Annotated in this window: 16 protein-coding genes; 4 read left to right on the top strand and 12 right to left on the bottom strand. The window is 40.8% G+C overall.

What is annotated here, in order from left to right:
* Positions 1–4: 4 nt before the first annotated feature.
* Both BUQ87_RS05030 and BUQ87_RS05025 read right to left on the bottom strand, forming a co-directional pair.
* Positions 5–700, bottom strand: a complete 696-nt coding sequence (locus BUQ87_RS05030) for a DUF881 domain-containing protein (RefSeq protein ID WP_038267688.1) — start codon at positions 698–700, stop codon at positions 5–7.
* Positions 701–785: 85 nt separating this feature from the next.
* Positions 786–977, bottom strand: a complete 192-nt coding sequence (locus tag BUQ87_RS05025; protein ID WP_038267686.1) for a FeoB-associated Cys-rich membrane protein — start codon at positions 975–977, stop codon at positions 786–788.
* A 174-nt stretch (positions 978–1,151) separates the two neighbouring features.
* On the opposite strand from BUQ87_RS05025, the gene BUQ87_RS05020 reads away from it, so the two are divergent.
* Positions 1,152–1,634, top strand: a complete 483-nt coding sequence (locus BUQ87_RS05020; RefSeq protein ID WP_052636373.1) for a hypothetical protein — start codon at positions 1,152–1,154, stop codon at positions 1,632–1,634.
* A 103-nt stretch (positions 1,635–1,737) separates the two neighbouring features.
* Here BUQ87_RS05020 and BUQ87_RS15765 read toward each other — a convergent pair whose 3' ends face one another.
* The 3 genes from BUQ87_RS15765 to lon all read right to left on the bottom strand — a co-directional run bounded on the left by BUQ87_RS15765 (position 1,738) and on the right by lon (position 5,264).
* Positions 1,738–2,043 carry an iron-sulfur cluster biosynthesis family protein gene (locus BUQ87_RS15765; protein ID WP_334292806.1) on the bottom strand — a complete coding sequence of 102 codons (306 nt, stop codon included), beginning with the start codon at positions 2,041–2,043 and terminating at the stop codon, positions 1,738–1,740.
* Positions 2,044–2,308: 265 nt separating this feature from the next.
* Complete coding sequence (gene yihA, locus BUQ87_RS05010; RefSeq protein ID WP_038267681.1) at positions 2,309–2,917, bottom strand: ribosome biogenesis GTP-binding protein YihA/YsxC; 609 nt, start codon at positions 2,915–2,917, stop codon at positions 2,309–2,311.
* Positions 2,907–5,264, bottom strand: coding sequence for an endopeptidase La (gene lon / locus BUQ87_RS05005; RefSeq protein ID WP_038267680.1), 2,358 nt, complete (start codon positions 5,262–5,264; stop codon positions 2,907–2,909). Before lon ends, yihA begins: the two co-directional genes overlap by 11 nt.
* A 334-nt stretch (positions 5,265–5,598) precedes the next feature.
* Between lon and BUQ87_RS05000 the strand changes: the two genes are divergently transcribed.
* On the top strand, positions 5,599–6,111 hold the full coding sequence (locus BUQ87_RS05000; RefSeq protein WP_038267678.1) for a chromate transporter: 513 nt from the start codon (positions 5,599–5,601) through the stop codon (positions 6,109–6,111).
* Positions 6,099–6,629 (top strand): chromate transporter, encoded by a 531-nt coding sequence (locus BUQ87_RS04995; RefSeq protein WP_038267674.1) that lies wholly within the window; start codon positions 6,099–6,101, stop codon positions 6,627–6,629. Before BUQ87_RS05000 ends, BUQ87_RS04995 begins: the two co-directional genes overlap by 13 nt.
* A gap of 26 nt (positions 6,630–6,655) precedes the next feature.
* Here BUQ87_RS04995 and clpX read toward each other — a convergent pair whose 3' ends face one another.
* From clpX to tig, 3 genes are all read right to left on the bottom strand, one after another.
* Positions 6,656–7,942, bottom strand: a complete 1,287-nt coding sequence (gene clpX / locus BUQ87_RS04990) for an ATP-dependent Clp protease ATP-binding subunit ClpX (RefSeq protein ID WP_038267673.1) — start codon at positions 7,940–7,942, stop codon at positions 6,656–6,658.
* 28 nt (positions 7,943–7,970) lie between these two features.
* A complete protein-coding gene (gene clpP, locus BUQ87_RS04985; RefSeq protein ID WP_038267670.1) occupies positions 7,971–8,555 on the bottom strand; it encodes an ATP-dependent Clp endopeptidase proteolytic subunit ClpP in 585 nt (194 codons plus the stop codon).
* Positions 8,556–9,015: 460 nt separating this feature from the next.
* The gene (tig, locus tag BUQ87_RS04980) at positions 9,016–10,305 is read right to left on the bottom strand and encodes a trigger factor (RefSeq protein ID WP_038267667.1); all 1,290 of its coding nucleotides are present in this window, start codon (positions 10,303–10,305) and stop codon (positions 9,016–9,018) included.
* A gap of 340 nt (positions 10,306–10,645) precedes the next feature.
* On the opposite strand from tig, the gene BUQ87_RS04975 reads away from it, so the two are divergent.
* Positions 10,646–11,917, top strand: coding sequence for an ArsB/NhaD family transporter (locus BUQ87_RS04975; protein WP_038267665.1), 1,272 nt, complete (start codon positions 10,646–10,648; stop codon positions 11,915–11,917).
* 97 nt (positions 11,918–12,014) lie between these two features.
* Here BUQ87_RS04975 and BUQ87_RS04970 read toward each other — a convergent pair whose 3' ends face one another.
* The 4 genes from BUQ87_RS04970 to BUQ87_RS04955 form a co-directional block, all read right to left on the bottom strand.
* Positions 12,015–12,542: a DUF2179 domain-containing protein gene (locus BUQ87_RS04970; RefSeq protein ID WP_038267660.1), complete on the bottom strand. Its 528-nt coding sequence runs from the start codon at positions 12,540–12,542 to the stop codon at positions 12,015–12,017.
* 16 nt (positions 12,543–12,558) lie between these two features.
* Positions 12,559–13,026 (bottom strand): metallophosphoesterase, encoded by a 468-nt coding sequence (locus tag BUQ87_RS04965; protein WP_038267659.1) that lies wholly within the window; start codon positions 13,024–13,026, stop codon positions 12,559–12,561.
* A gap of 3 nt (positions 13,027–13,029) precedes the next feature.
* Positions 13,030–14,376 (bottom strand): ribonuclease PH, encoded by a 1,347-nt coding sequence (gene rph, locus BUQ87_RS04960; RefSeq protein ID WP_038267657.1) that lies wholly within the window; start codon positions 14,374–14,376, stop codon positions 13,030–13,032.
* Between the two features lie 194 nt (positions 14,377–14,570).
* The gene (locus BUQ87_RS04955; protein ID WP_038267655.1) at positions 14,571–20,642 is read right to left on the bottom strand and encodes a PA14 domain-containing protein; all 6,072 of its coding nucleotides are present in this window, start codon (positions 20,640–20,642) and stop codon (positions 14,571–14,573) included.
* Positions 20,643–20,647: the final 5 nt, after the last annotated feature.

Raw genomic sequence — 20,647 nt, 5'->3', positions numbered from 1 at the left:
CAAACTACCTCCTCACATATTTGGGCTTTTTTTCAACATCCAGCTTTGGCACTGTTATGTTTTCATATGCTCTCACATCGACATCCATGCCATATCTGCCCTTCATCTCGTCAATCATTATGCTGGTTTCATTAAAATACTTCAATAGGCTCTTTCTATCTCCAACTATACTTATTTCATAAGGCTGCACTATGGGTATTGAGTTCACGTTTATGTGGTTTCCCGCAAGTACCACCGCTGAATAAGGGCCTATCCTCTGTCCGTTTATGGACACTGTTTCGCCCCCATAATACTTTATGTCATTGAGAATTGACAAGAACCACTTTTTCTCCTCCATAAGAGGCCCTAGATTCACATCTTCCCTTATGTCTATCTTTACAATAACACCAGCTCCAGAAACCTGGGAATATCCAAGTGTCAGCTTTAGCTCTTCCACCTGCTCCCTAACCTGTTTTGTTTCTTCGCTTTCCTTCGAGCTGTTTTCAAACGCATTTATCTTCTTTTTTGCGTATTTCAACTGCCTGCTTATTTCTGAATTCCCCTGCTGCATCTGGTTTATCTGAGTGACTATCTCCCTGTCCATAAATGACAGCTCATATCTCTCGCTATAACCAGCCTTAAACTGTATTCCTATTGTAATTCCAAATAAAAATATAATCAGAAACATAAAATCGAATTTTTTAACCGCCTTTTTAGCCATCTCAGTATCACCTTTGCATTCTTTTATGTCGTCACCGCCAAACTCATCTAGTTTCTATAATGTCTCAAAAAACATAATCTACATATTAATCATATGATTCATTTATGTATTCTTCTATTTCTCTCACCTTTTTTTCAAGGACAGCTATTCTAGAGTCCAAGTCGTCGCTGCCAAATTTCTTATCTTTCATGGCTCTTACAATAAAAAAAACTGCCACTGCAGGGATTGCTATTATTGCCATAAGAACAAGTATATTTGCAAATTGTAATAAAAACATAATATTTTAATTCTCCATTCATGTTACGCCACAGGCTTTTTTCTATTATGATTATATCAAAAATAACCCCTTTATTGTATTTTATATTGAAATAAATGCCCATTTTATGATGCATATTTTATAACCGGGGGTATATAATAGTGTATAATACATAATAAAAAAGGAGAATGCCATATGGAATATGCTTTTCTGAAAACCGAAATGACTCAGCACGAAATGATACTGAACCAGCTCGGCGCGGATGTTAAAATAGTCCAAGGGATAATGTGCTATGTATCCATTGAAATAAACGGGATCCCAGTTGAATATGTCTACCAGATCAACAATGTGGGAAATTATTTTCTCCAAAGGCTTTCCCCATATCCAATGGTTGCAGGAAGCTTCGTATCCAAGGACGAAGTCATAAATCTTATAAAACACGACATAAGTCAATTTAAGAATGCCGCAAACTCTTCCGCATTCAAAGACTTCATAGAAATAAACAAAAATCTCACAAGACTTGCGAGGCAGTTTGAGGATCTTTACCTTTACTACAACGTTCCTCATGACACGCTCCAATCTATGAACGAAAGCCTTAAGTCACTTGACAGCCTTATTAAGGAGTGCAAGGTCACTTCCAAAAGGGTTTATTTCGAAAAAGACCCCGAGACGGTATAATAATCATTGCCTGAACAAAGCTCAAAATACGCTGTTTTTTACTGAATATAAAAACGACCTTCAAAATTTGAAGGTCGTTTTTATATTCAATAAAGCTTTTAGTTTAGCATGCTCCGCCGAAATTTGAAGCGGATACAGTGAAGCCTTTGCTGAACCACTTGGTAGAATAGTCTATTTCAAGTCCGCCCGTATTAGATGCCAGTTCCGAATCCATTATAAATTTGAATCCCGCTTTTTCAAACAAAGAGTCATTTTCTTTTAGCTCGTCCAGAGCTATAGACAGCACCGGCCCGCCTCAGCCATACCTTGATATATATACCCTAACCAGATCCTTCTGTTTGTCTTTTGACTTTTCGCCAAAATACGCCTCTAGCTTTTCAACTGCTGCACTGCTTATGTCAATTTTCATACTCTTTCCTCCTCGCCATACCTTTATGAGGTATTGTTTGTATTTTAATTATACCCCCTTCAGGTATCGCCGTCAAGTATCAAAATTGATTTTTTATATACATCATACGGCGATTATATAATTTTCATATTCAATTAACAATAGTCAATGTCGCTTTGAAAAAGCTTCTGCCGACTGTCTACAACAGACTCCATTCCTGATTTTGTAGAGTTCGTAAAAAAAGACCCCAGCAACCTGGGGTCTTTTTGCATTTATTAAATATGTCTTACTCTACTGTTATCTCATATCCGTTCTTTATGAATACGTCTGCGATTTCATTCCACAGCTCGTCTATTCCGGTCTTTTTAAGCGACGATATCGGAATTATCTTCTCGCCCGAAAGCCCCAGCTTTTTCCTTATAAGAGAAAACTGCTTTTGGTATTTGCCCCTTGTAATCTTATCGGATTTCGTAGCTACTATAAGGCATTCATATCCAAAATGTCTTGCCCACTCATACATCCTCTTGTCGTCTTCCTTAGGCTCATGCCTTATGTCCACAAGTATCAGTATGCACTTTAGCTCTTCACGGTCTGAGAGGTATCTTTCCATTATCCCTCCCCATTTCGCCTGCTCCGTCTTTGAAACCTTGGCATATCCGTATCCCGGAAGGTCTGCGAAGTGGAACTCATCGTTCACTTTGAAAAAGTTTATGGTCCTTGTCTTTCCTGGATTCTGGCTTGTCCTTGCTATGTTCCTTCTGTTCAAAAGGCTGTTTATTATAGATGACTTTCCTACATTGGACCTTCCTACAAAAGCCACTTCTGGAAGCCCCTCTGCAGGGTACTGATCCGTGTTTACCGCACTTATTATAAATTCCGCTGATTTAACCTTCATTTTTATCTTCCTCTTTTTTTACGAGCGCATGCTCCATGACCTCGTCCATATTCTCTACAATCACTAGTTCAAGATCCTTTTTGATATTTTGAGGTATCTCGTCCAAATCCTTTTCATTTTCCTTTGGCACTAGAATTTTCTTTATTCCGGCCCTGTGCGCTGCAAGAGTCTTTTCCTTTAGCCCTCCTATAGGAAGAACCCTTCCTCTAAGCGTTATCTCTCCCGTCATGGCAACATCGCTTCTTACAGCTATTCCAGTAAGGGCAGATATCACAGCCGTAGCCATCGTTATTCCTGCCGAAGGGCCGTCCTTTGGTATCGCACCTTCCGGTATGTGTATGTGTATGTCCGTGTTCTTGTGGAATTCTTCGTCAAGCCCAAGCTCTTCCACCTTGGATCTTATGAAAGACAGCCCTGTCTGAGCAGACTCCTTCATGACATCTCCAAGCTGTCCAGTTAGAACAAGCTTTCCAGTTCCCTTCATAAGGGCAACCTCTATTGAAAGAGTGTCCCCGCCAACAGGTGTCCACGCAAGACCTGTAACTATTCCAACCTGAGGATGTTCATTAGCCTTCTGGTATGTGAACCTGTGCTTGCCAAGGTATTTTTCAAGGTTTGACGATGTGATTCTAACCTGCTTGAGCTTTGGATCTTCAACATATTTCTTGGCAGCCTTTCTGCAAAGCCTTCCAAGGGTTCTCTCAAGCGTCCTGACTCCTGATTCCCTAGTATAGTGGGTTATCACATCCAATATGGTGCCGTCTGACATTTTCACAAAACCTTCTTCAAGATTGTGCTCCTTTATCTGCTTTGGCACAAGGTGTCTTTTGGCTATTTCAAGCTTTTCAACCTCTGTATAGCCTGAAAGCTCTATTATCTCCATCCTGTCCCTAAGAGGTCCCGGTATTGTGCTCAGGCTGTTTGCAGTGGTTATGAAAAGCACCTTCGAAAGGTCGAATGGTATTTCCATATAGTGGTCTGTAAACTCCTTGTTCTGCTCAGGATCCAGCACTTCAAGCATTGCAGATGCCGGATCTCCCCTGAAATCAGATGCCATCTTGTCTATCTCGTCAAACAGGAACACAGGGTTTTTAGTCTTCACTTCTTTCATGGCATTTATTATTCTTCCCGGTATTGCACCTACATAAGTCCTTCTGTGGCCCCTTATCTCAGCCTCATCCCTTACTCCACCAAGAGAAACCCTTACGAATTTCCTGTTCATGGCTCTTGCTACGGACTTGGCTATGGAAGTCTTTCCGACTCCCGGAGGTCCCACAAAGCAAAGTATAGGTCCTTTCATGGATTTTGCAAGCTTTCTTATCGAAAGGTATTCAAGTATCCTCTCCTTGACCTTTTCAAGCCCGAAATGGTCTTCATCAAGTATCTTTTGAGCTTCAATTATGTCCAGCTTGTCCTTGCTCTCCTTGTTCCAAGGAAGAGAAAAGAAAGTGTCGACATAGTTTCTTATTACCGCAGATTCAGCAGAAGACGAGGACATTGACGAAAGTCTCTTTATCTCCTTGCCTATTTTTTCCTTGACGTCCTTATTTATTTTGAGCTTTTGAAGCTTTTCCTTGTACTCCTCTATCTCGTCTAGAGTCTCTTCGTCCTCTCCAAGCTCTTTTTGTATGGCTTTAAGCTGTTCCCTGAGATAGTATTCCTTTTGAAGCCTGTTGACCTGCTTTTTAACCCTAAGGCTTATTGTCTTTTCTATTTCAAGTATTTCAATTTCCTCGAGAAGTATTGCGTATATAGTCTCAAGCCTCTCCTTGGGATCAAATATTTCAAGAAGCTCCTGCTTTTGCTTTGGCTTGAGGCTCATGTTCGAAGCCACTGTATCTGCAAACCTACTCGGCTCTTCTATGTCAGAAAGAGTCAAAAGCACTTCAGGAGTTATCTTGTTTCCAGTGTTCACATATTCTTCGAACGCATCCATGACGCTTCTCATAAGGGCTTCCGTTTCCTTGTCCCTTTCATCGTCTTGCTCGTATTCCGCCTCTTCAAGAATTGCTCTGAAATAAGGCTCTTCATCAATTATCTCTTTTATCTTGGCTCTTGATACACCTTCCACAAGAACCCTTATTGTATCTCCCGGAAGCTTTAGCATCTGTTTTATCTTGCATATTGTTCCAACATGATAAAAATCTTCCGTAGTAGGTATGTCTATCTCAGCTTCCTTTTGAGAAGTCAAAAATATAAGCTGCTCCTCCACCATTGCTTCTTCAAGGGCGTTTATTGATTTTTCCCTTCCCACGTCGAAATGGAGTACCATATATGGAAAAACTGCCAGTCCCCTAAGGGGTATGAGCGTTAGCGTGTGCTCTTTAAATTTGAAATTTTTACTCATTTTATCACTCCTCACTGCTTGAATTTATATGCTCCAGCCAAATACTGCATAAAAAATACGTCAAGCATAGCATTTATAGTCTAAATATTCCATAATTCCAAGTTATCTTAAATCCCTTACTATTATATAGTTACCACATTTTTTTTTCAACAATTATATGCTCAGTATATCAGTATAAATCAATATGTAGCAGATTCAAATTTTTATGTAAAAGCAAATTGCACATCCTAATTATGAATCTTGTTATTTTTGTAAATTTTTTGCTCAACAAAACCCGGCTGATTCATGTGTGATATAATACATTTATAAATCACATTTATAAGGAGGCTTTTTCTTGTTTGAAATTTTTTTGATTTTCCTCAAAATAGGATTCTTTACATTCGGTGGGGGATATGCGATGATCCCCATAATAGAAGATGAGCTGACCATAAAAAAAAACTTACTCTCCCCAGATGAGTTCGTCGACATAATATCTATAGCCCAAAGCTTTCCCGGACCGATAGCCGTAAACCTTTCCCTTCTGACGGGATACAAAATAGGAGGATATGCCCTCAGTGCGCTTTGCTGCATAGGGATAGTGCTACCTTCTTTCCTGTCAATACTCGCCCTTTCCTATATATACAGTGTGGGCAGTGAGCTTTGGTTTCTCAAAAGCTTTTTTTACGGGGTACGCCCTGTTATGGTAGCGCTTTTGGCTTATTCATTTACGAGGCTTTTTTCAAAAATGGATAAGTGCAGATTAAATATCGCCTTGTTTGCATTCTCATTCGCACTCGTTGCGGTTTTCAACATCAATCCGATATTCGTGATATTGACTGGAGGTGTTTTCAGCTTATGTACAAAATAATGATGCTGTATATTGCATTCTTTAAAATAGGTATGTTCAGCTTTGGCGGCGGCTACGCGATGCTTCCCCTTATAGAACGGGAAATAATAGAAAAGAACCATTGGATGAACTACTCAGAATTCCTCGACCTGCTTGCAATATCTCAAAGTTCTCCAGGACCCATAGCTACAAACAGCGCAACATTTATAGGCTTCAAGCTCCTCGGCCTTCCGGGCAGCATAGCTGCAACAGCTGCCGTAGTTTCATTTTCAATAATAACCCTTGGCATATGTTCGCCCCTTATGGAAAAGCACAAGGACTCGAAATTCTTAACCAGGCTATTTGGCGTGCTAAGGCCGCTCACAATAGGATTTATACTTTCAGCTGCCATTTCCATTTTCAAAAGAGGAGACTTCGACACCGCCTCCTTGTTTATAATGGCCTTTTCATTTTTTCTCATTCAGTTCAAAAAAATACACCCTATCCCGGTAATACTGTTTTTCGGATTTACCGGCATAATTTTAAAAGGGGCTTTATAGCCCCTTTTGCATTCATCATATGAATATTAAGCACTCTCTCCCGCTGTTGATTCCTCTTCACTTTCTTTTTTAAGCTTGCTGTTTTTAAATATCACAAGAGGCTCCTTAGAATCCGAGATACATTCTTTTGTTACTATAACTTTCTCAATATCGTCTCTTGAAGGTATTTCAAACATTACATCCATCATTACTGTCTCAAGTATTCCTCTAAGACCTCTGGCGCCAGTCTTTCTTTCTATGGCCTTTTTAGCCGTGTATATAAGCGCTTCGTCCTCAAATTCAAGCTCGACATTGTCTATTCCAAACAGCTTTTTATACTGCTTTACAAGTGCGTTTTTAGGCTCTTTCAGTATAGTCACAAGGGCATTCTCGTCAAGAAGGTCAAGCGATGCTATTACAGGAACCCTTCCTATGAACTCCGGTATCAAACCGAATCTCAAAAGGTCTTCAGGCTCAACCTGCGCGTATATCTTTCCAAGGTCTATATCCTTTTCACTTTCAATATCAGCTCCAAAACCTATCGACTTGTGCCCTGTTCTCTTTTGGATTATCTTTTCTATTCCGTCAAAAGCTCCTCCAACTATGAAAAGTACTTTGCTCGTATCTATCTGAAGGAATTCCTGATGAGGATGCTTTCTTCCTCCCTGAGGCGGAACATTTGCAGTAGTTCCCTCTAGTATTTTAAGAAGGGCCTGCTGAACACCCTCGCCCGACACGTCTCTTGTTATAGAAGGGTTGTCCGATTTTCTAGCTATCTTGTCTATCTCGTCTATATATATTATACCTCTTTCGGCCTTTTCTATGTCATAGTCTGCCGCCTGTATAAGCTTTAGAAGTATGTTTTCAACGTCCTCTCCAACATATCCGGCTTCTGTAAGCGAAGTCGCATCAGCTATTGCAAATGGCACATTTATTATCTTTGCAAGCGTCTGAGCAAGAAGAGTCTTTCCTGAACCAGTAGGTCCAAGCATCAATATGTTACTCTTTTGAAGCTCGACGTCATCTTTCACATCCGCATTTGAATTGAATATTCTCTTGTAGTGGTTGTATACCGCAACAGCCAGCATCTTTTTCGCCGTCTCCTGACCTATTACGTATTCGTCAAGTATCTTCTTGATATCCTGCGGCTTTGGAAGACCTGTTATCTCACTTTCTATAACGTCTTCAAATTCTTCCTTTATTATTTCCTGGCAAAGCTCAACACATTCATCACATATATATACGTTAGGGCCTGCTATAAGCCTTCTTACCTGATCCTGTGACTTTCCGCAGAAAGAACACTTCAGATGTTTTTTGTCATCAAATCTTGACATTTTTTCACCTCTTTAATTATTATAAGCTCTACACTCTTCTTTCAAGGATGTCATCAATAAGCCCGTAGTCCGCTGCTTCTTTAGCGCTCATAAAGTAGTCTCTTTCCGTATCCGCTTTTACCTTTTCGATATCCTGCCCACTTCTTTCAGCCATTATCTGGTTCAGCTTTTCCTTCATTTTCAGTATTCTCTCAGCATGTATTTGGATATCTGTGGCCTGGCCTCTTGTTCCTCCAAGCGGCTGATGTATCATTATTTCGCTGTTTGGAAGTGCGAATCTCTTTCCCTTTGCTCCCGCTGTCAGCAGGAACGCTCCCATGGAAGCTGCCATTCCTACGCATATTGTTGAAACATCCGGTTTGATATACTGCATTGTATCATATATAGCCATTCCTGAAGTTATAGACCCTCCAGGTGAGTTTATATAAAGATATATGTCCTTATCTGGGTCTTCCGACTCCAAGAAAAGCATCTGTGCAACTATCAGTGATGCCGTTACATCATTTACTTCCTCCCCAAGGAAAATTATCCTGTCCTTCAAAAGCCTAGAATATATATCGTAACTTCTTTCTCCTCTTCCGGTTTGCTCTACTACTACAGGTACAAGTGACATGTTGTAATCCCTCCCCTTTTAAGTTTGTTGTAAATTCTATTATTATATAATATACCAAATGTCTGCTGACTAAACATGTGTTTTAACATTATTATACTACTAAATAGCACTAAATGTAAATTATTTGAACCTCTATCCAACCAATCCAGCTAATTTTCAGGCTTTTAAAACCCCCTACCACTATTCCGCACTGTTTTTGGAATTTTTGTGGTATATACATAATACCTCAAATCAGAAATCTTGTCGACCTAACCGCAGTTCTAAATTCAGTTTCAGCCATATGAAACATTTTTTTATTATATACAATTTTATCACAACACTCATATATGTACATATGCTTGGGCTCTTTTTTTTATTTTTGGGCTACAAACTCAAAATCCTCCTGAATCCGCAGAGCATTTTACGGAAATTAAAAAGCAGCGGAAATGTCCGCTGCTTTTATATATGATATTTTATTTGATTAAGCTATCTTTGCGCTGTCCATAAGCATTTCTACAGCTTTTTTAACAAGCATGCTCTCTCTTATGCTCTCCATGTCCTGAGGTCTTAGAGAAGACTTAACTTTTTCAACTTCCATGTTGTAAGTTTTAGCCATTTCCTCGATTTCCTTCTCAAACTCTTCATCGCTTACTTCGATTCCCTCTGTCTTGTATATCTTTTCAAGAACTAGAGATCTCTTAACGTTCTTAAGAGCCTGCTCTTTCATTTCATCCTTAAGCTCGTCTCTGTTTTTGCCCATGTATTTCATGTAGCTGTCCATGTCAAGACCCTGGTATCTAAGCTGCATTTCAAAATCTCTAAGCATAGAGTCAGCCTCGTTTTCAACCATAACCTCAGGCACTTCCACAGTAGCAGCCTCAACTATCTTTTCAACAAGTTCGTTTTTCATTTCGTTTTCAGCCTGCTTTTTAGCCTCTTCTTCAAGCTGCTTTTTGATGTCAGCCTTAAGCTCGTCTATAGTGTCGAATTCGCTTATGTCCTTTGCAAATTCATCGTCAAGCTCTGGAAGCTCCTTGAATTTGATTTCCTTTACTGAAACCTTGAAAAGCGCAGGCTTTCCAGCAAGGTTTTCAGCGTGGTAGCTTTCTGGGAAGCTAACGTTAACGTCAAGCTCGTCGCCTACAGATGCTCCTATAAGCTGCTCTTCAAATCCTGGTATGAAAGTGTTCGATCCAACAACAAGGTTGTAGTTCTCCGCAGCTCCGCCTTCGAATTCTTCTCCGTCTACGAATCCTTTGAAGTCTATTATTGTCATGTCGTCGTTTTGTATTCCTCTGTCTTCAACGTTTATGTATCTTGCGTTGTTTTCTCTTTTTACTTCAATATCTTTTTCAACTTGCTCGTCTTCAACTGAAACTTCCTTCTTTTCTATTTCTACGCCTTTGTACTCTCCAAGCTCAACTTCAGGCTTAACTGCAATTTTAACCTTCATTACAAGGTCCTGGCCGTCTTCAACCTGCTCAACCTCTTCAATCTCAGGCATTGCAACAGGATCAAGCTCAAGCTCTTTTACAGCCTTTTCGTATGCGTCAGGGAAAACTATGTTTATAGCTTCTTCGAAGAATATTCCCTTTCCATAGTTCATTTCTATGACTTTCTTAGGAGCTTTTCCCTTTCTGAAGCCTGGTATGTTGAATCTTCCTCTTAGCTTCTTGTAGGCCTTGTCTACTCCCTTGCCAAATTCTGCACTGTCTACCGCCAGCTTTATGATCACTTCGCTGTTTTCTTTTGTTATCATTTCTGCGCTCATGAATACATCCTCCTAATAAAAATTTATTTTAATCCGGCCCAGATAAAACCATGCCGACATTCTCCACATTGATTGAACAATATCCTAAATACTTGAATATTATACCATACAACTTTAATATTATATCATACAATACCCCCTAGAAATCAAGTCAAAATATCGTTTTTGACCAATAAAATATATTATGGGCCTTTTGAAACCCGTCCTGTAAAATTTCCGTTCTATAATCTGTCCTATAATCAAGAATATTTCTGTGGTATAATCAAATTTAAACATCTTCAATACAGCTTCAAAAATCATATCAAATAATCATTGTTTGACTAGGAGTTGATAATCCATAATGTTTTCTCAAACTGCAATAGTCCTTTCAATTTTCATAGTGACTTATATATTCATAATATCCGAAAAAATAGACAGAACAATAATATCGTTTTTTGGAGCTACAATGCTCATACTGCTTGGGATACTCTCCCAGGAAGAAGCGCTCCACTTTATAGACTTCAATACAATAGGCCTTTTGATAGGCATGATGATAATAGTAAACGTACTCAAAACCACAGGGGTCTTCCAGTACATAGCAATAAAGACGGCAAAGCTTGCCAAGGGCGATCCCTGGAGGATAATAATGTTCCTTTGCATCGTCACAGCCGTTCTTTCAGCCTTCCTGGACAACGTCACCACAGTTCTTCTAATAGCGCCGGTGACTCTTGTAATAACTGAAACTCTCGAGGTAAACCCTCTTCCATTCCTCGTACCGCAAATAATATCGTCAAATGTGGGCGGTACGGGAACCCTGGTAGGGGACCCTCCAAACATAATGATAGGAAGCATATCCGGGCTTGGATTTATGGATTTCATTCTCAATACGGGCCCAATAGCGCTTGTAATACTGATTGTTACAATATTTATATTCAAATTCATATACGGGCGTAAAGTAACTGTAGATGAGGCCCAAAAGAAAAAGCTTCTCATGTTCGATGAGCAAAAAGCTATAAAGGAAAAAAGGCTGCTTATAAAATCTCTTTCTGTGCTTTTTTTGACCATTATAGGATTTTCTCTCCATGAAATGCTAGGTCTTGAATCCGCATCAGTAGCCCTCATAGGTGCAAGTACAATGCTGCTTTTGACCAGAGCTGACATTGAAGTCGTACTGCATGAAATAGAGTGGCCCACAATATTCTTTTTCGCATTCTTGTTCATGCTGGTAGGTGGTCTTGAAAAGGTCGGACTCATAGACATGCTAGCTGAAAGAATCACAGAAACCGCCGAGACAAATTTCTTCCTGACTGCGCTATTAATGCTTTGGGGATCTGCAATAATTTCGTCGTTCCTGGACAATATACCTTTTGTAGCGACAATGATTCCGCTTATAAGCAAAATGTCAGTAATGACTTCAATAGACGTAACTCCCCTTTGGTGGGCGCTTTCACTCGGAGCCTGCCTGGGCGGAAACGGAACCCTTATAGGGGCATCGGCCAACGTAATAGTTGCAGGCATACTCGAAAAGAACAAGTACAAGCTTTCATTCATAGACTATATCAAGGTTGGTTTCCCTATGATGATAATATCAATAATAATGGCAAGCGTGTATCTTATAGCCTTTTATCTGTAATACAAGTTTATGGTGTACCAAAGCTATATTCAGCAAAATATCCGAAACAGCCTTTGTAAATGGCTGTTTCGGATATTTTTTGTTCTGATAATCTTTTCTATTTTTTCTTTATCCTTCTTTTGAAGTATCCGCCTCTTATATTACGCACATCCTGGACCGTGGTGAAAGCAGACTTGTCAAATTCCGAAACTATTTTTTCAACTTCCTTAAAGTTCTTTCTGTCCACAACTATATTAAGCACATATATTCGCCCTTCTCTTCCAAAACCTTCAGTGCATGTAACCCCATATCCCTTATCCCTGAGGTGCTGTGAAAGTTCTTCATTTGCATTGTTTTTTGTAACAACCTGTATGATCAGACTTCCTATGGCCATTTTTTCTTCTATGGTAATGCCTACAAAATTGCCCGTCGAAAATCCAAGCGCATATGCTATAAGGTTGTATGGATTGTCCATATTCCCAAGAACCCTGCTTATTGCAAGGACATATATGACTATCTCCACAAGCCCTATGCACGCCGCAGTGACTTTCCTCCCCCTCACAACCATTATTGTCCTTATTGTAGCCATCGAAACGTCAGTTACCCTGGCCAAAAATATAAGAAAATACCCAATCAGATGACCCATTAGTTTTTCCCTCTCCTTAAACCTCAAACAATTCAAATTCTACATTTTCATCAGTGATGCTCAGCACTCCCGCGCTGCCATTTCCGCTTCTGGGCCTAGATGTGCTGCCGGGGTTTATAAACAGTATGCCTCCAGTTTCCTCAATATGAGGGATATGGGTGTGCCCAAAAACCACTATGTCGGCCCGCACTTCCTTTGCCCTTTTTTCAAGACCCATATTGCCGTGCTTCACTCCATATTTGTGGCCATGACAGAGAAATATCCTCTTGCCGCAGCTTTCAAACAGCATCTCATCTTCAACGTCTTCAAAGTCACAATTTCCCTTTACGGCTATAATCCCTATATTTGTATTGGAGTGAATAATGCTTGCATCCTCAAAATTGTCACCTGTGTGAAGTATCATTTCGCAACCTTTAAAATGCTCTATAGCTTTTTCAATGGACTCCATATGCCTGTGAGTATCTCCTATGATGCCTATTCTCATGGCTTACAGCATCCTGTTTTTAAACTCTTTTTTCATGTTTTCAAGAGCCTTTGCCCTGTGGCTTATCTTGTTTTTAAGCTCCTGTTCCATCTGGGCGAATGTCTTGTCGTGGCCCTTTGCTATGAATAGCGGGTCATATCCAAATCCACCCTCTCCCGCAGGCTCATATGCTATCTTTCCGGCGCATGACCCCTTTGCTGTAAATTCCCTTCCGTCAGGATATACAACTGCTATTACACATACGAATTTGGCCCTTCTCTCCTTTTCAGGCACCTCTTTTAAAAGTTCCAGCAGTTTTTCGTTGTTGTCGCCGTCTGTTGCGTCCTCGCCCGCAAACCTGGCCGAATAGACGCCCGGCTCTCCGTCCAAAAAGTCGACTACAAGCCCTGAATCATCCGCTATTGAAATCTTTCCAGTCCTTAGAGCAACCTCTCTTGCCTTTATGAGCGCGTTCTCCTCAAATGACTCTCCGTCTTCGACTATCTCAAGGCCTTCAAGCTGCACATCAGCCATTGAAAGTACGTTTGCGTTCATGTCCCTCAATAGCTTTGAAAATTCGGCAAGCTTCCCCTTGTTGGATGTAGCCACCACCATGTCTATCCTTTTATTTAGCACAAGACTTGTCATGGCATCTCCAAGCGCCTTTTTCTGTATGTCTATAAGCTCCCTGTTCCCCTTTTCAGCAAGTTCAAGTATTTCGTTAAGCTCGGCTCTTGTGAACGGATGAGTTTCCGCAGTTCCCTGGAGCTCTACAAACTCCCCAAGGTCCGTCATTACCACGTTCATGTCCACCTGCGCCGCCGAATCCTCTTCATAGCAAAGGTCAATCATTGGCTGCGAATTCACCACGCCTACGCTCACTGCCGATACAAACGACTTCAGAGGTATCTCCGCTATCTTTCCGTTCATGTATACCTTGTAGAGTGCGTCCACAAGCGCTATGAAAGAACCTGTTATAGATGCAGTCCTTGTTCCGCCGTCAGCCTGTATTACGTCGCAGTCTATCCATATTGTCCTTTCCCCGAGCTTCGAAAGGTCTACAACAGACCTTAATGCTCTTCCTATAAGCCTTTGTATCTCCTGGGTCCTTCCGTCGACCTTGCCCCTTGACGACTCCCTTACCTTCCTTTGGCCGGTAGACCTTGGAAGCATTGAGTATTCGGCTGTTATCCAGCCTGTGCCGCTCCCCTTCAAAAATGGAGGAACCTTTTCCTCAACAGATGCATTGCATATTACCTTCGTGTCTCCCATTTCTATAAGTACAGAACCCTCGGCATATTTTGTATAGCTTCTGGTTATTTTCACATCCCTAAGTTCGTCGTTTTTTCTCTTTCCTTTTCTCAAGTCCATCACCCTTTCAGATTTCGGTTCATATGTTTAGTGTGTTCGATATGTTCAATTCATGATATCGAATATATGACATACTCTATTGTAAGTCAATTCAAGTCAAGTTTCAATGATACTTGGTGATTCATTTGTATTTGGACAAAACAAAAAGGCCTGATGGCCTTTTTGCAATTGATCTCTTTAATTTTCAACCACGCTTATACCGTCAAATTCTTCGCCTCGCTGTTATATGTGTAGTCAATTGAATTTGCATTGACATCGCAAGGCTTCATTTCACCATTCATTATGAATCTGTTTTGCATTACATCGCCTTTTTCCATGCTATTTGTTATAGAGTATTTTATTATATAGTTGTTCTCAAAATCCGAGCTTTCAGGAAGTTTCAGTTTTATCTCTATCCTTCCGTCTTTTAACATCAAATCGGTTCCATTTGCTATTCTTTCGTTGATCTGATCCGGAGTCAAAGTCTCTTCAACTTCAACTTCTCCGGTTTTAGTTACCCAGATGTACTCTATTCCAGAAATCTCTTCAAGACCTTCAGCAGAATCCACTCTGTAAAGAGTAAAGTCCACGCTTGTAACGGCTCTATCCAAATTGAATCTTACGTCCTGGGCCTCGGCACTTCCATAGAACTTGAACTTAGCCCCGAAATCCGACTTGAAGTTTGGAGCCGCAGGTATGGTTACCATTGCACTTTCCAGCACTTTTCCGTTGGTGAATCTGCCGTGACCGTCTATTCCGGACTTGTCGTATATATTATACTCTATGTCCTGTTCGCTGTTTGAATAGTCCATTCTTACAGACTTCAAATTGCCTCCTTCTGCAACCATTCCACCAGGGAGCTGCAGCTCTACCTTATAGTTTCCTGACGGTATGCCCGTCATTACAGCCTTGCCGGTCTCGTCGGTACTTAAAGTCCTGCTGTATGGCTCACCTGAGTCGGTGGTGCCGTTTACAGCGACAGGTATATTTTTGTAAGGAAGCCCATCCTGTGTATTCGCCGTGACAGTCATCCTTCCCGACCTTACAGTCACCTTTTTAGTGGCACTCCTTACCGCCTGCAGGTTTTCAAAATAGTCGTATGTTACAGCCCCTGTTATGCTGAAGTCGCCCTCGCTGTCGGCTGTAAACTGGAATTTATTTTCTTGGTTATTATTGAAAATACGGTCGCCCGATATGATTATGTTGCTCATTTTCCAATCCAGACTTGTTGCTGGCGAAATCCCCTTGTCATGAGACATCTTAAATTCTATATTTTCTATGTCCGTACTTACAGTACTGTCTTCATTGTGTGCAACAGCCTTCATGTTCACGTCTATCTTGTCGCCCACAAGGCATCCTTCTTTCGCCTGAACCTCAATTTCCAGCCCGACATCCCCCTTGTCTATAAGTTCGAATGTCTCATCGCTTATGTTGTTTTCATACGAAAGGTTTACAACCCTGCTTGCATCTCCATTTACAATATACTCCTCAGGAAGTCCCTCTATTGAAATTTCGTATCTTCCCGATTTCATGTTTTCAAAGGATACCCTTCCATTCCTATCTAAATCCAATGTTCTTGGGCTTCCGTCCGGCATTTCAATCTTGACTCTGGCATTTTCAAAGCTCGAACCGTCACTTTCAACAACCTTTACGTCTATTACTCCCGATCTTACATTGACAGGATAGCTGTAACTTTCGCTCTGGTGGTCTGCGAGAGCACTAAATTCAGGACAGTTATATGAAACTGAATTTTCAACAGTGTATTCTCCAGCCCTTTCGAGACTGAAGTTGAATCTCTTTTCCTGGACTTCAGGACTTGGGTCTGGGTCAAACGAAACATTCGATATTCCCGTCCAAGATGAATCTCCCACAATCGCACTGCTGTCATAGTTCATTGAGAAGTCCATGCCCTCAATTCCTCTGTTTAGAACTTTTCCAGGCCCCTGGGCTGTTATGGACATTGTAATATTCGCGGTATCTCCCACAAGGTATCCGTTTGCATTTCCACTCTCCCCAATTGAAATTGTAGGGTTTGCAAAACGCTGTATTGTAAAGCTTGAATTTTCCTGAGCCATCGCCCCTTTGGAATCCTTGACCTCTATCCTTATTTCGAACGAGTCATCTGAATTTATTATGCTCTTAAGCTGCTGCTTTGTTATTTCAACCTTTACAGAGCCCCCGCTTTTTATGCTGCCTTCTCCATAAGTCTCAACCGGCACGTCGTTGATATAAACCGCTCCGGACATGTCGTCTCCGTCTATGTCCTCAGCCATAAAGCTGAATTCCAATTTCTCCTGTGAAGTTGATATTATCTCATTTTCATCGAGGTTGAAAACCTGTATCGTCGGAGCATGGTTTGCATTTCTCGCAGCCTTTACCATTGTATTTACAAAAAGCTTCTTTTCGTCCATAGAACTACTTGGGCTTTTGTGCCCCGTTCCCGAAAATGTCACATTTCCATTCGAGAAGGTATAGTAATGGGCCCTTGGCGAATATTTATATTTGTTTATACTTTTGTCATGGCTGTTTCCATTTTTTGTTGTGAGGGTGAACCACGGCACAACATCTTCATTTTCCAAGTCAATATCCCAGTATTGCTGGTGTGAAGGCGATATACTTATCTGCTCACCTATCATATACGGGTACATAGTAATTACGCCCTTGTTCAGCTTGAAAGCAACTGTTGTCTCCCATGAATTATCCCATTTCCCACTTCCACTTCCAGAATATGTCCTGCTGTCTGTGAATCCAACAAAGCCCTTTAGTGTTCTTGTAAGGTTTGGTGCATCGTTATAAAAATCTATAGGTCCTTGAGTGTCATGAGTAAACAAAACACTTTGGCCCGTCCCTATAAAGTTTTTCAATTCCTCTATGGCTGCTGAATTAGTAATATCAGATCCGTTTCCAAATGAATCTGCAAAACCAAGTACCACCATATCGTAGTTTCCATTAAGCTCTGTTCTAATTTTCTTTCCTCCATAAGAAGCTTCATTCGGATAATTTGCATTGAATATACTTACAGGAAGCTGAGTCACTTCTATTTCATATCCATCTGTACTCAGCATATACCCCATGCTTGAAATTGAAAAATTATTTCCATTAGGAGTAAGCTGAAGCACCCTTGTCTTAAGCTTTTTGCTCTTGTATGCGGGATATCCAACCTCATATGACGCAGCACCATTTTCCCGATCTACAACCTCAAGCTTCCACGGCATCATTCCCGTAAATGCATCTTTCAGCCTGTACTCCATTGAATAGTCTTCAACAGACATCACCGGCTGGCTGGTTTTTACAAGTTCATCGTCCTTGAAAAGCCCGTCACCGTTCAAGTCCATGTAAAGCCTTGCCTCAACAAGGTTTTTATTTCTGCCTGTCATATTGAGAGACTTCATGTCAAAATTAAATCTCATCACATTTGAATCTATATAGCTTCCATCTGTTCCATCATAGTCTTTAGGCTTTTCATTTATTGTAAGCCTCGGCCTCTTGTTTGATCTTAAGTAGTGAGGTTTAAATCCTTCAAACGTATCTCCATTAGGAAGATCTTCCCATTTAACAACATTTTCCCTGTCAATGTAATTCTCAAAAATATCTGCAATCATCGTACCAGAATTAATGTTGCTTTCAGCTATTACAAGCTGTCCCGATTCTATAAACTCTTTAAGCTCATCGGCTTTTTTTTGTGTTATGTCATTATCCCTATAGGCTCCATATGAACCCGCTCCTGGTATGCGCTCCCTATTAGTGTAATTATTCGTCTTATTTCCAATGAATATGACATCGTATTTTCCATTTACATCTTCTATATCGCCTATGAACTGACTCACGGGCATTTTCGTTATTGCAATCTCATATGTTATTTCGCCTTGATTTTGTCCGCTTACTGTGTATTTATTAGTATTTCCGTCAGCCGTACCTGTACCAGAAATGCTGTTTCCAAATCTGCTTTTTATATCCCTTTCATCCTTGTAACTGTCCGTCGGCTCTACTTCAAGAATCTTCACGACCGGCAGCTTCGGAATAAGTTCTATGCTTATATTTCCGAGTGGTTTTTGAGCATTTGCTCCGTCGAGATCAGTATATGAAACAAATGTGTTTTCATTTCCAAAATCAATTACGGGCTTTCTCGCATTTAATTCCATTGTCAATTCAAATTCAATCGGGTCTGCAACATACTTTCCATTTTCCCATCTATATGTTATGTCCAAATGATTTGAATTGAACGTAGTTTGGTGAGTCCCATCTTCGTTTGTCTTATCAGTAGTCGTTCCTATGCCGTTCACATCTTTTGGCGTCGTATTAATGTCGAACTCTTCCTGAACAACAAGATTTTCAACCTTCAGCTCTTTTCCCAGATTACTGCTTTCTATCGGCTTTGGACTTATCGTATATCTGAGCGTATACTCGCTGTCCTCCATAACCGAATCAAAACCGTCAACCGGCTCCCTCTTCACTTCAATCTGTGCTTTCGGCGCAACCACAAAAGGCCCGTACACTCCGTTTTTGTCTCCGTCCTTTATTCCTATATAGTATTTTCCAGGATCGGTTGGAAAATCAACTCCTGCATTTATTACAAACGTACTCTCAGCGTATTCCCCGGGAGTGTTCGTCTTTGACGGGTAGAACCAGTTCTTTTTAGCAGTCCCCCATGCCGAGCCATCCTCTTTATAGTAGAGCATGAATTTTCCATTTCCGCCCCAGTTGAAGTATTCAAGGTATACAGGATAGTACTTGTCCTTTTCAAGTTTCATCACGGTATATCCTGTTCCAGGTCCATTATATTCCCTCGGGTTTACAGCAGCGCTTGCTCCACCGTTTGTAAAATACCTGTCATGATTTGAAATTTCCTTTTTTTCGCCGTCGCTCATTATGTACCCATAGAAACCATCGTCGGCGTCAAATCCAAACTGGTAGTTTCCGCTTTCGTCTACTTTTATATATCCCCAGAACTTCGAGGCTTCCTTGTAGTCCTGATACGCCGCTAAATTAGGATGGGCTCCAGACTGGTTTATAAAAATATCCGAAAACCCGTAAAAAACAGTCTTTGGGACGTACCTTTTAGCCCCCACATATACATACGCTCCATATCTGTTGCCATATTCAGCAAAAAATTGCTTTACCTGTTTTTTAGTTCCGTTAACAGTTATTTGGTCATTTTTACCTACTTTGATGTACATCTTTCCGTCTATTTTTATACATGGCCTTCCATGGTATGTCGTTTCCTGAACCGCAGTTCTCACTGTCTCCTCAACTTCAGCCCCATTAACATTTTTTACTTTGTAATAAGAATTTCCTTTTTTCCCTACAAGCGTAAGTTCTTCGATATCCATGTACTCGTCTATATTTCTGTAGCTAGTGCCCAGATCCGCAACATCTGCAGGCTGATATTTTATATCATTATGCGGGTTCATGTATACATCGCTTCTTTTATTCCATTTGTAAGTTCCAGCACTGCTCGTTGTATCCATGTGGCTCACATCGTAGCTTCTCCAAGTCAGGTGTCCCTGCTTGTCCATCATTACGTCTCTCAGCTTCATTATCTCGTTCTTTTCCGGGTCAAGATTCTCCCAGCCTTCTATCTGTCCAAAATCAGTTCCCGATGGCTGGCTGTCCTTCTTGAAAAACTTGTACTTCACGCCGTTTAGAACTTCCTGGCTTTCAGATTCAAAGCTCACGGTAGCTTCACCCCTTATAGCCCAGTCTGACTCCCCCAGTATCCTGTCACTCCCTTCATACGCAGGCTTGTCTCCGATTGCGTCAGTGACTTTTACCTTGAGTCTTGTGTTTTCATTTGATCCTTCCTGTCCATTCGAATCACTTACAACTTCCACCAACCCTATATGTATGTCCTCTCGAGACGGCTTTATCTTGATACTTTCGCCGCTTGCCTGGTCTAATTTAGAACCATTTTGCAAGTCAGCCCTCATTTTTGTCAGTCTGTATCTCTTGCCATTGCTCTGCAAATTATCCTTGTCGACTTTTATGACAATATCATTTCCTGAATTTTTAGCCGTAACGGTGTAGCTTCCATCTAGTCCGGAAACTACAGTTTCATACGGTTTTCCCTGCTGTGCATTTCCATTTCCCCAGAGAGATGAAACTGAAATTCCACTTATCTTTTTTTCACCTGCATCCATTTTTCCATCTTCATCAGAATCTTCCCAAACTATTCCCCTTACAGTCTTATCCTGTGCCGCCCAGGCTATCATTTCCGGCTGAACCGTGGTTACCAGCATGCATAAAACCATAAAGACACTGAGCAATTTCCTCAATCTCTCAAACTTCATAGTAT

It is taken from the genome of Peptoclostridium litorale DSM 5388, assembly GCF_900141635.1.
GTDB classification, from domain to species: Bacteria; Bacillota; Clostridia; order Peptostreptococcales; family Peptostreptococcaceae; genus Peptoclostridium; species Peptoclostridium litorale.
This window is presented reverse-complemented; position numbering and strand designations above follow the sequence as displayed.

Bases quoted from the DNA above. Each gene is read 5' to 3' on its own strand.
- BUQ87_RS05020 (WP_052636373.1), top strand. From the start codon at position 1,152: ATGGAATATGCTTTTCTGAAAACCGAAATGACTCAGCACGAAATGATA.
- BUQ87_RS04955 (WP_038267655.1), bottom strand. From the start codon at position 20,642: ATGAAGTTTGAGAGATTGAGGAAATTGCTCAGTGTCTTTATGGTTTTA.
- clpX (WP_038267673.1), bottom strand. From the start codon at position 7,942: ATGTCAAGATTTGATGACAAAAAACATCTGAAGTGTTCTTTCTGCGGA.
- BUQ87_RS04970 (WP_038267660.1), bottom strand. From the start codon at position 12,542: ATGGGTCATCTGATTGGGTATTTTCTTATATTTTTGGCCAGGGTAACT.
- rph (WP_038267657.1), bottom strand. From the start codon at position 14,376: ATGGACTTGAGAAAAGGAAAGAGAAAAAACGACGAACTTAGGGATGTG.
- clpP (WP_038267670.1), bottom strand. From the start codon at position 8,555: ATGTCACTTGTACCTGTAGTAGTAGAGCAAACCGGAAGAGGAGAAAGA.
- BUQ87_RS04965 (WP_038267659.1), bottom strand. From the start codon at position 13,026: ATGAGAATAGGCATCATAGGAGATACTCACAGGCATATGGAGTCCATT.
- lon (WP_038267680.1), bottom strand. From the start codon at position 5,264: ATGAGTAAAAATTTCAAATTTAAAGAGCACACGCTAACGCTCATACCC.
- tig (WP_038267667.1), bottom strand. From the start codon at position 10,305: ATGAGCGCAGAAATGATAACAAAAGAAAACAGCGAAGTGATCATAAAG.
- BUQ87_RS05030 (WP_038267688.1), bottom strand. From the start codon at position 700: ATGGCTAAAAAGGCGGTTAAAAAATTCGATTTTATGTTTCTGATTATA.
- yihA (WP_038267681.1), bottom strand. From the start codon at position 2,917: ATGAAGGTTAAATCAGCGGAATTTATAATAAGTGCGGTAAACACGGAT.
- BUQ87_RS04995 (WP_038267674.1), top strand. From the start codon at position 6,099: ATGTACAAAATAATGATGCTGTATATTGCATTCTTTAAAATAGGTATG.
- BUQ87_RS04975 (WP_038267665.1), top strand. From the start codon at position 10,646: ATGTTTTCTCAAACTGCAATAGTCCTTTCAATTTTCATAGTGACTTAT.
- BUQ87_RS05025 (WP_038267686.1), bottom strand. From the start codon at position 977: ATGTTTTTATTACAATTTGCAAATATACTTGTTCTTATGGCAATAATA.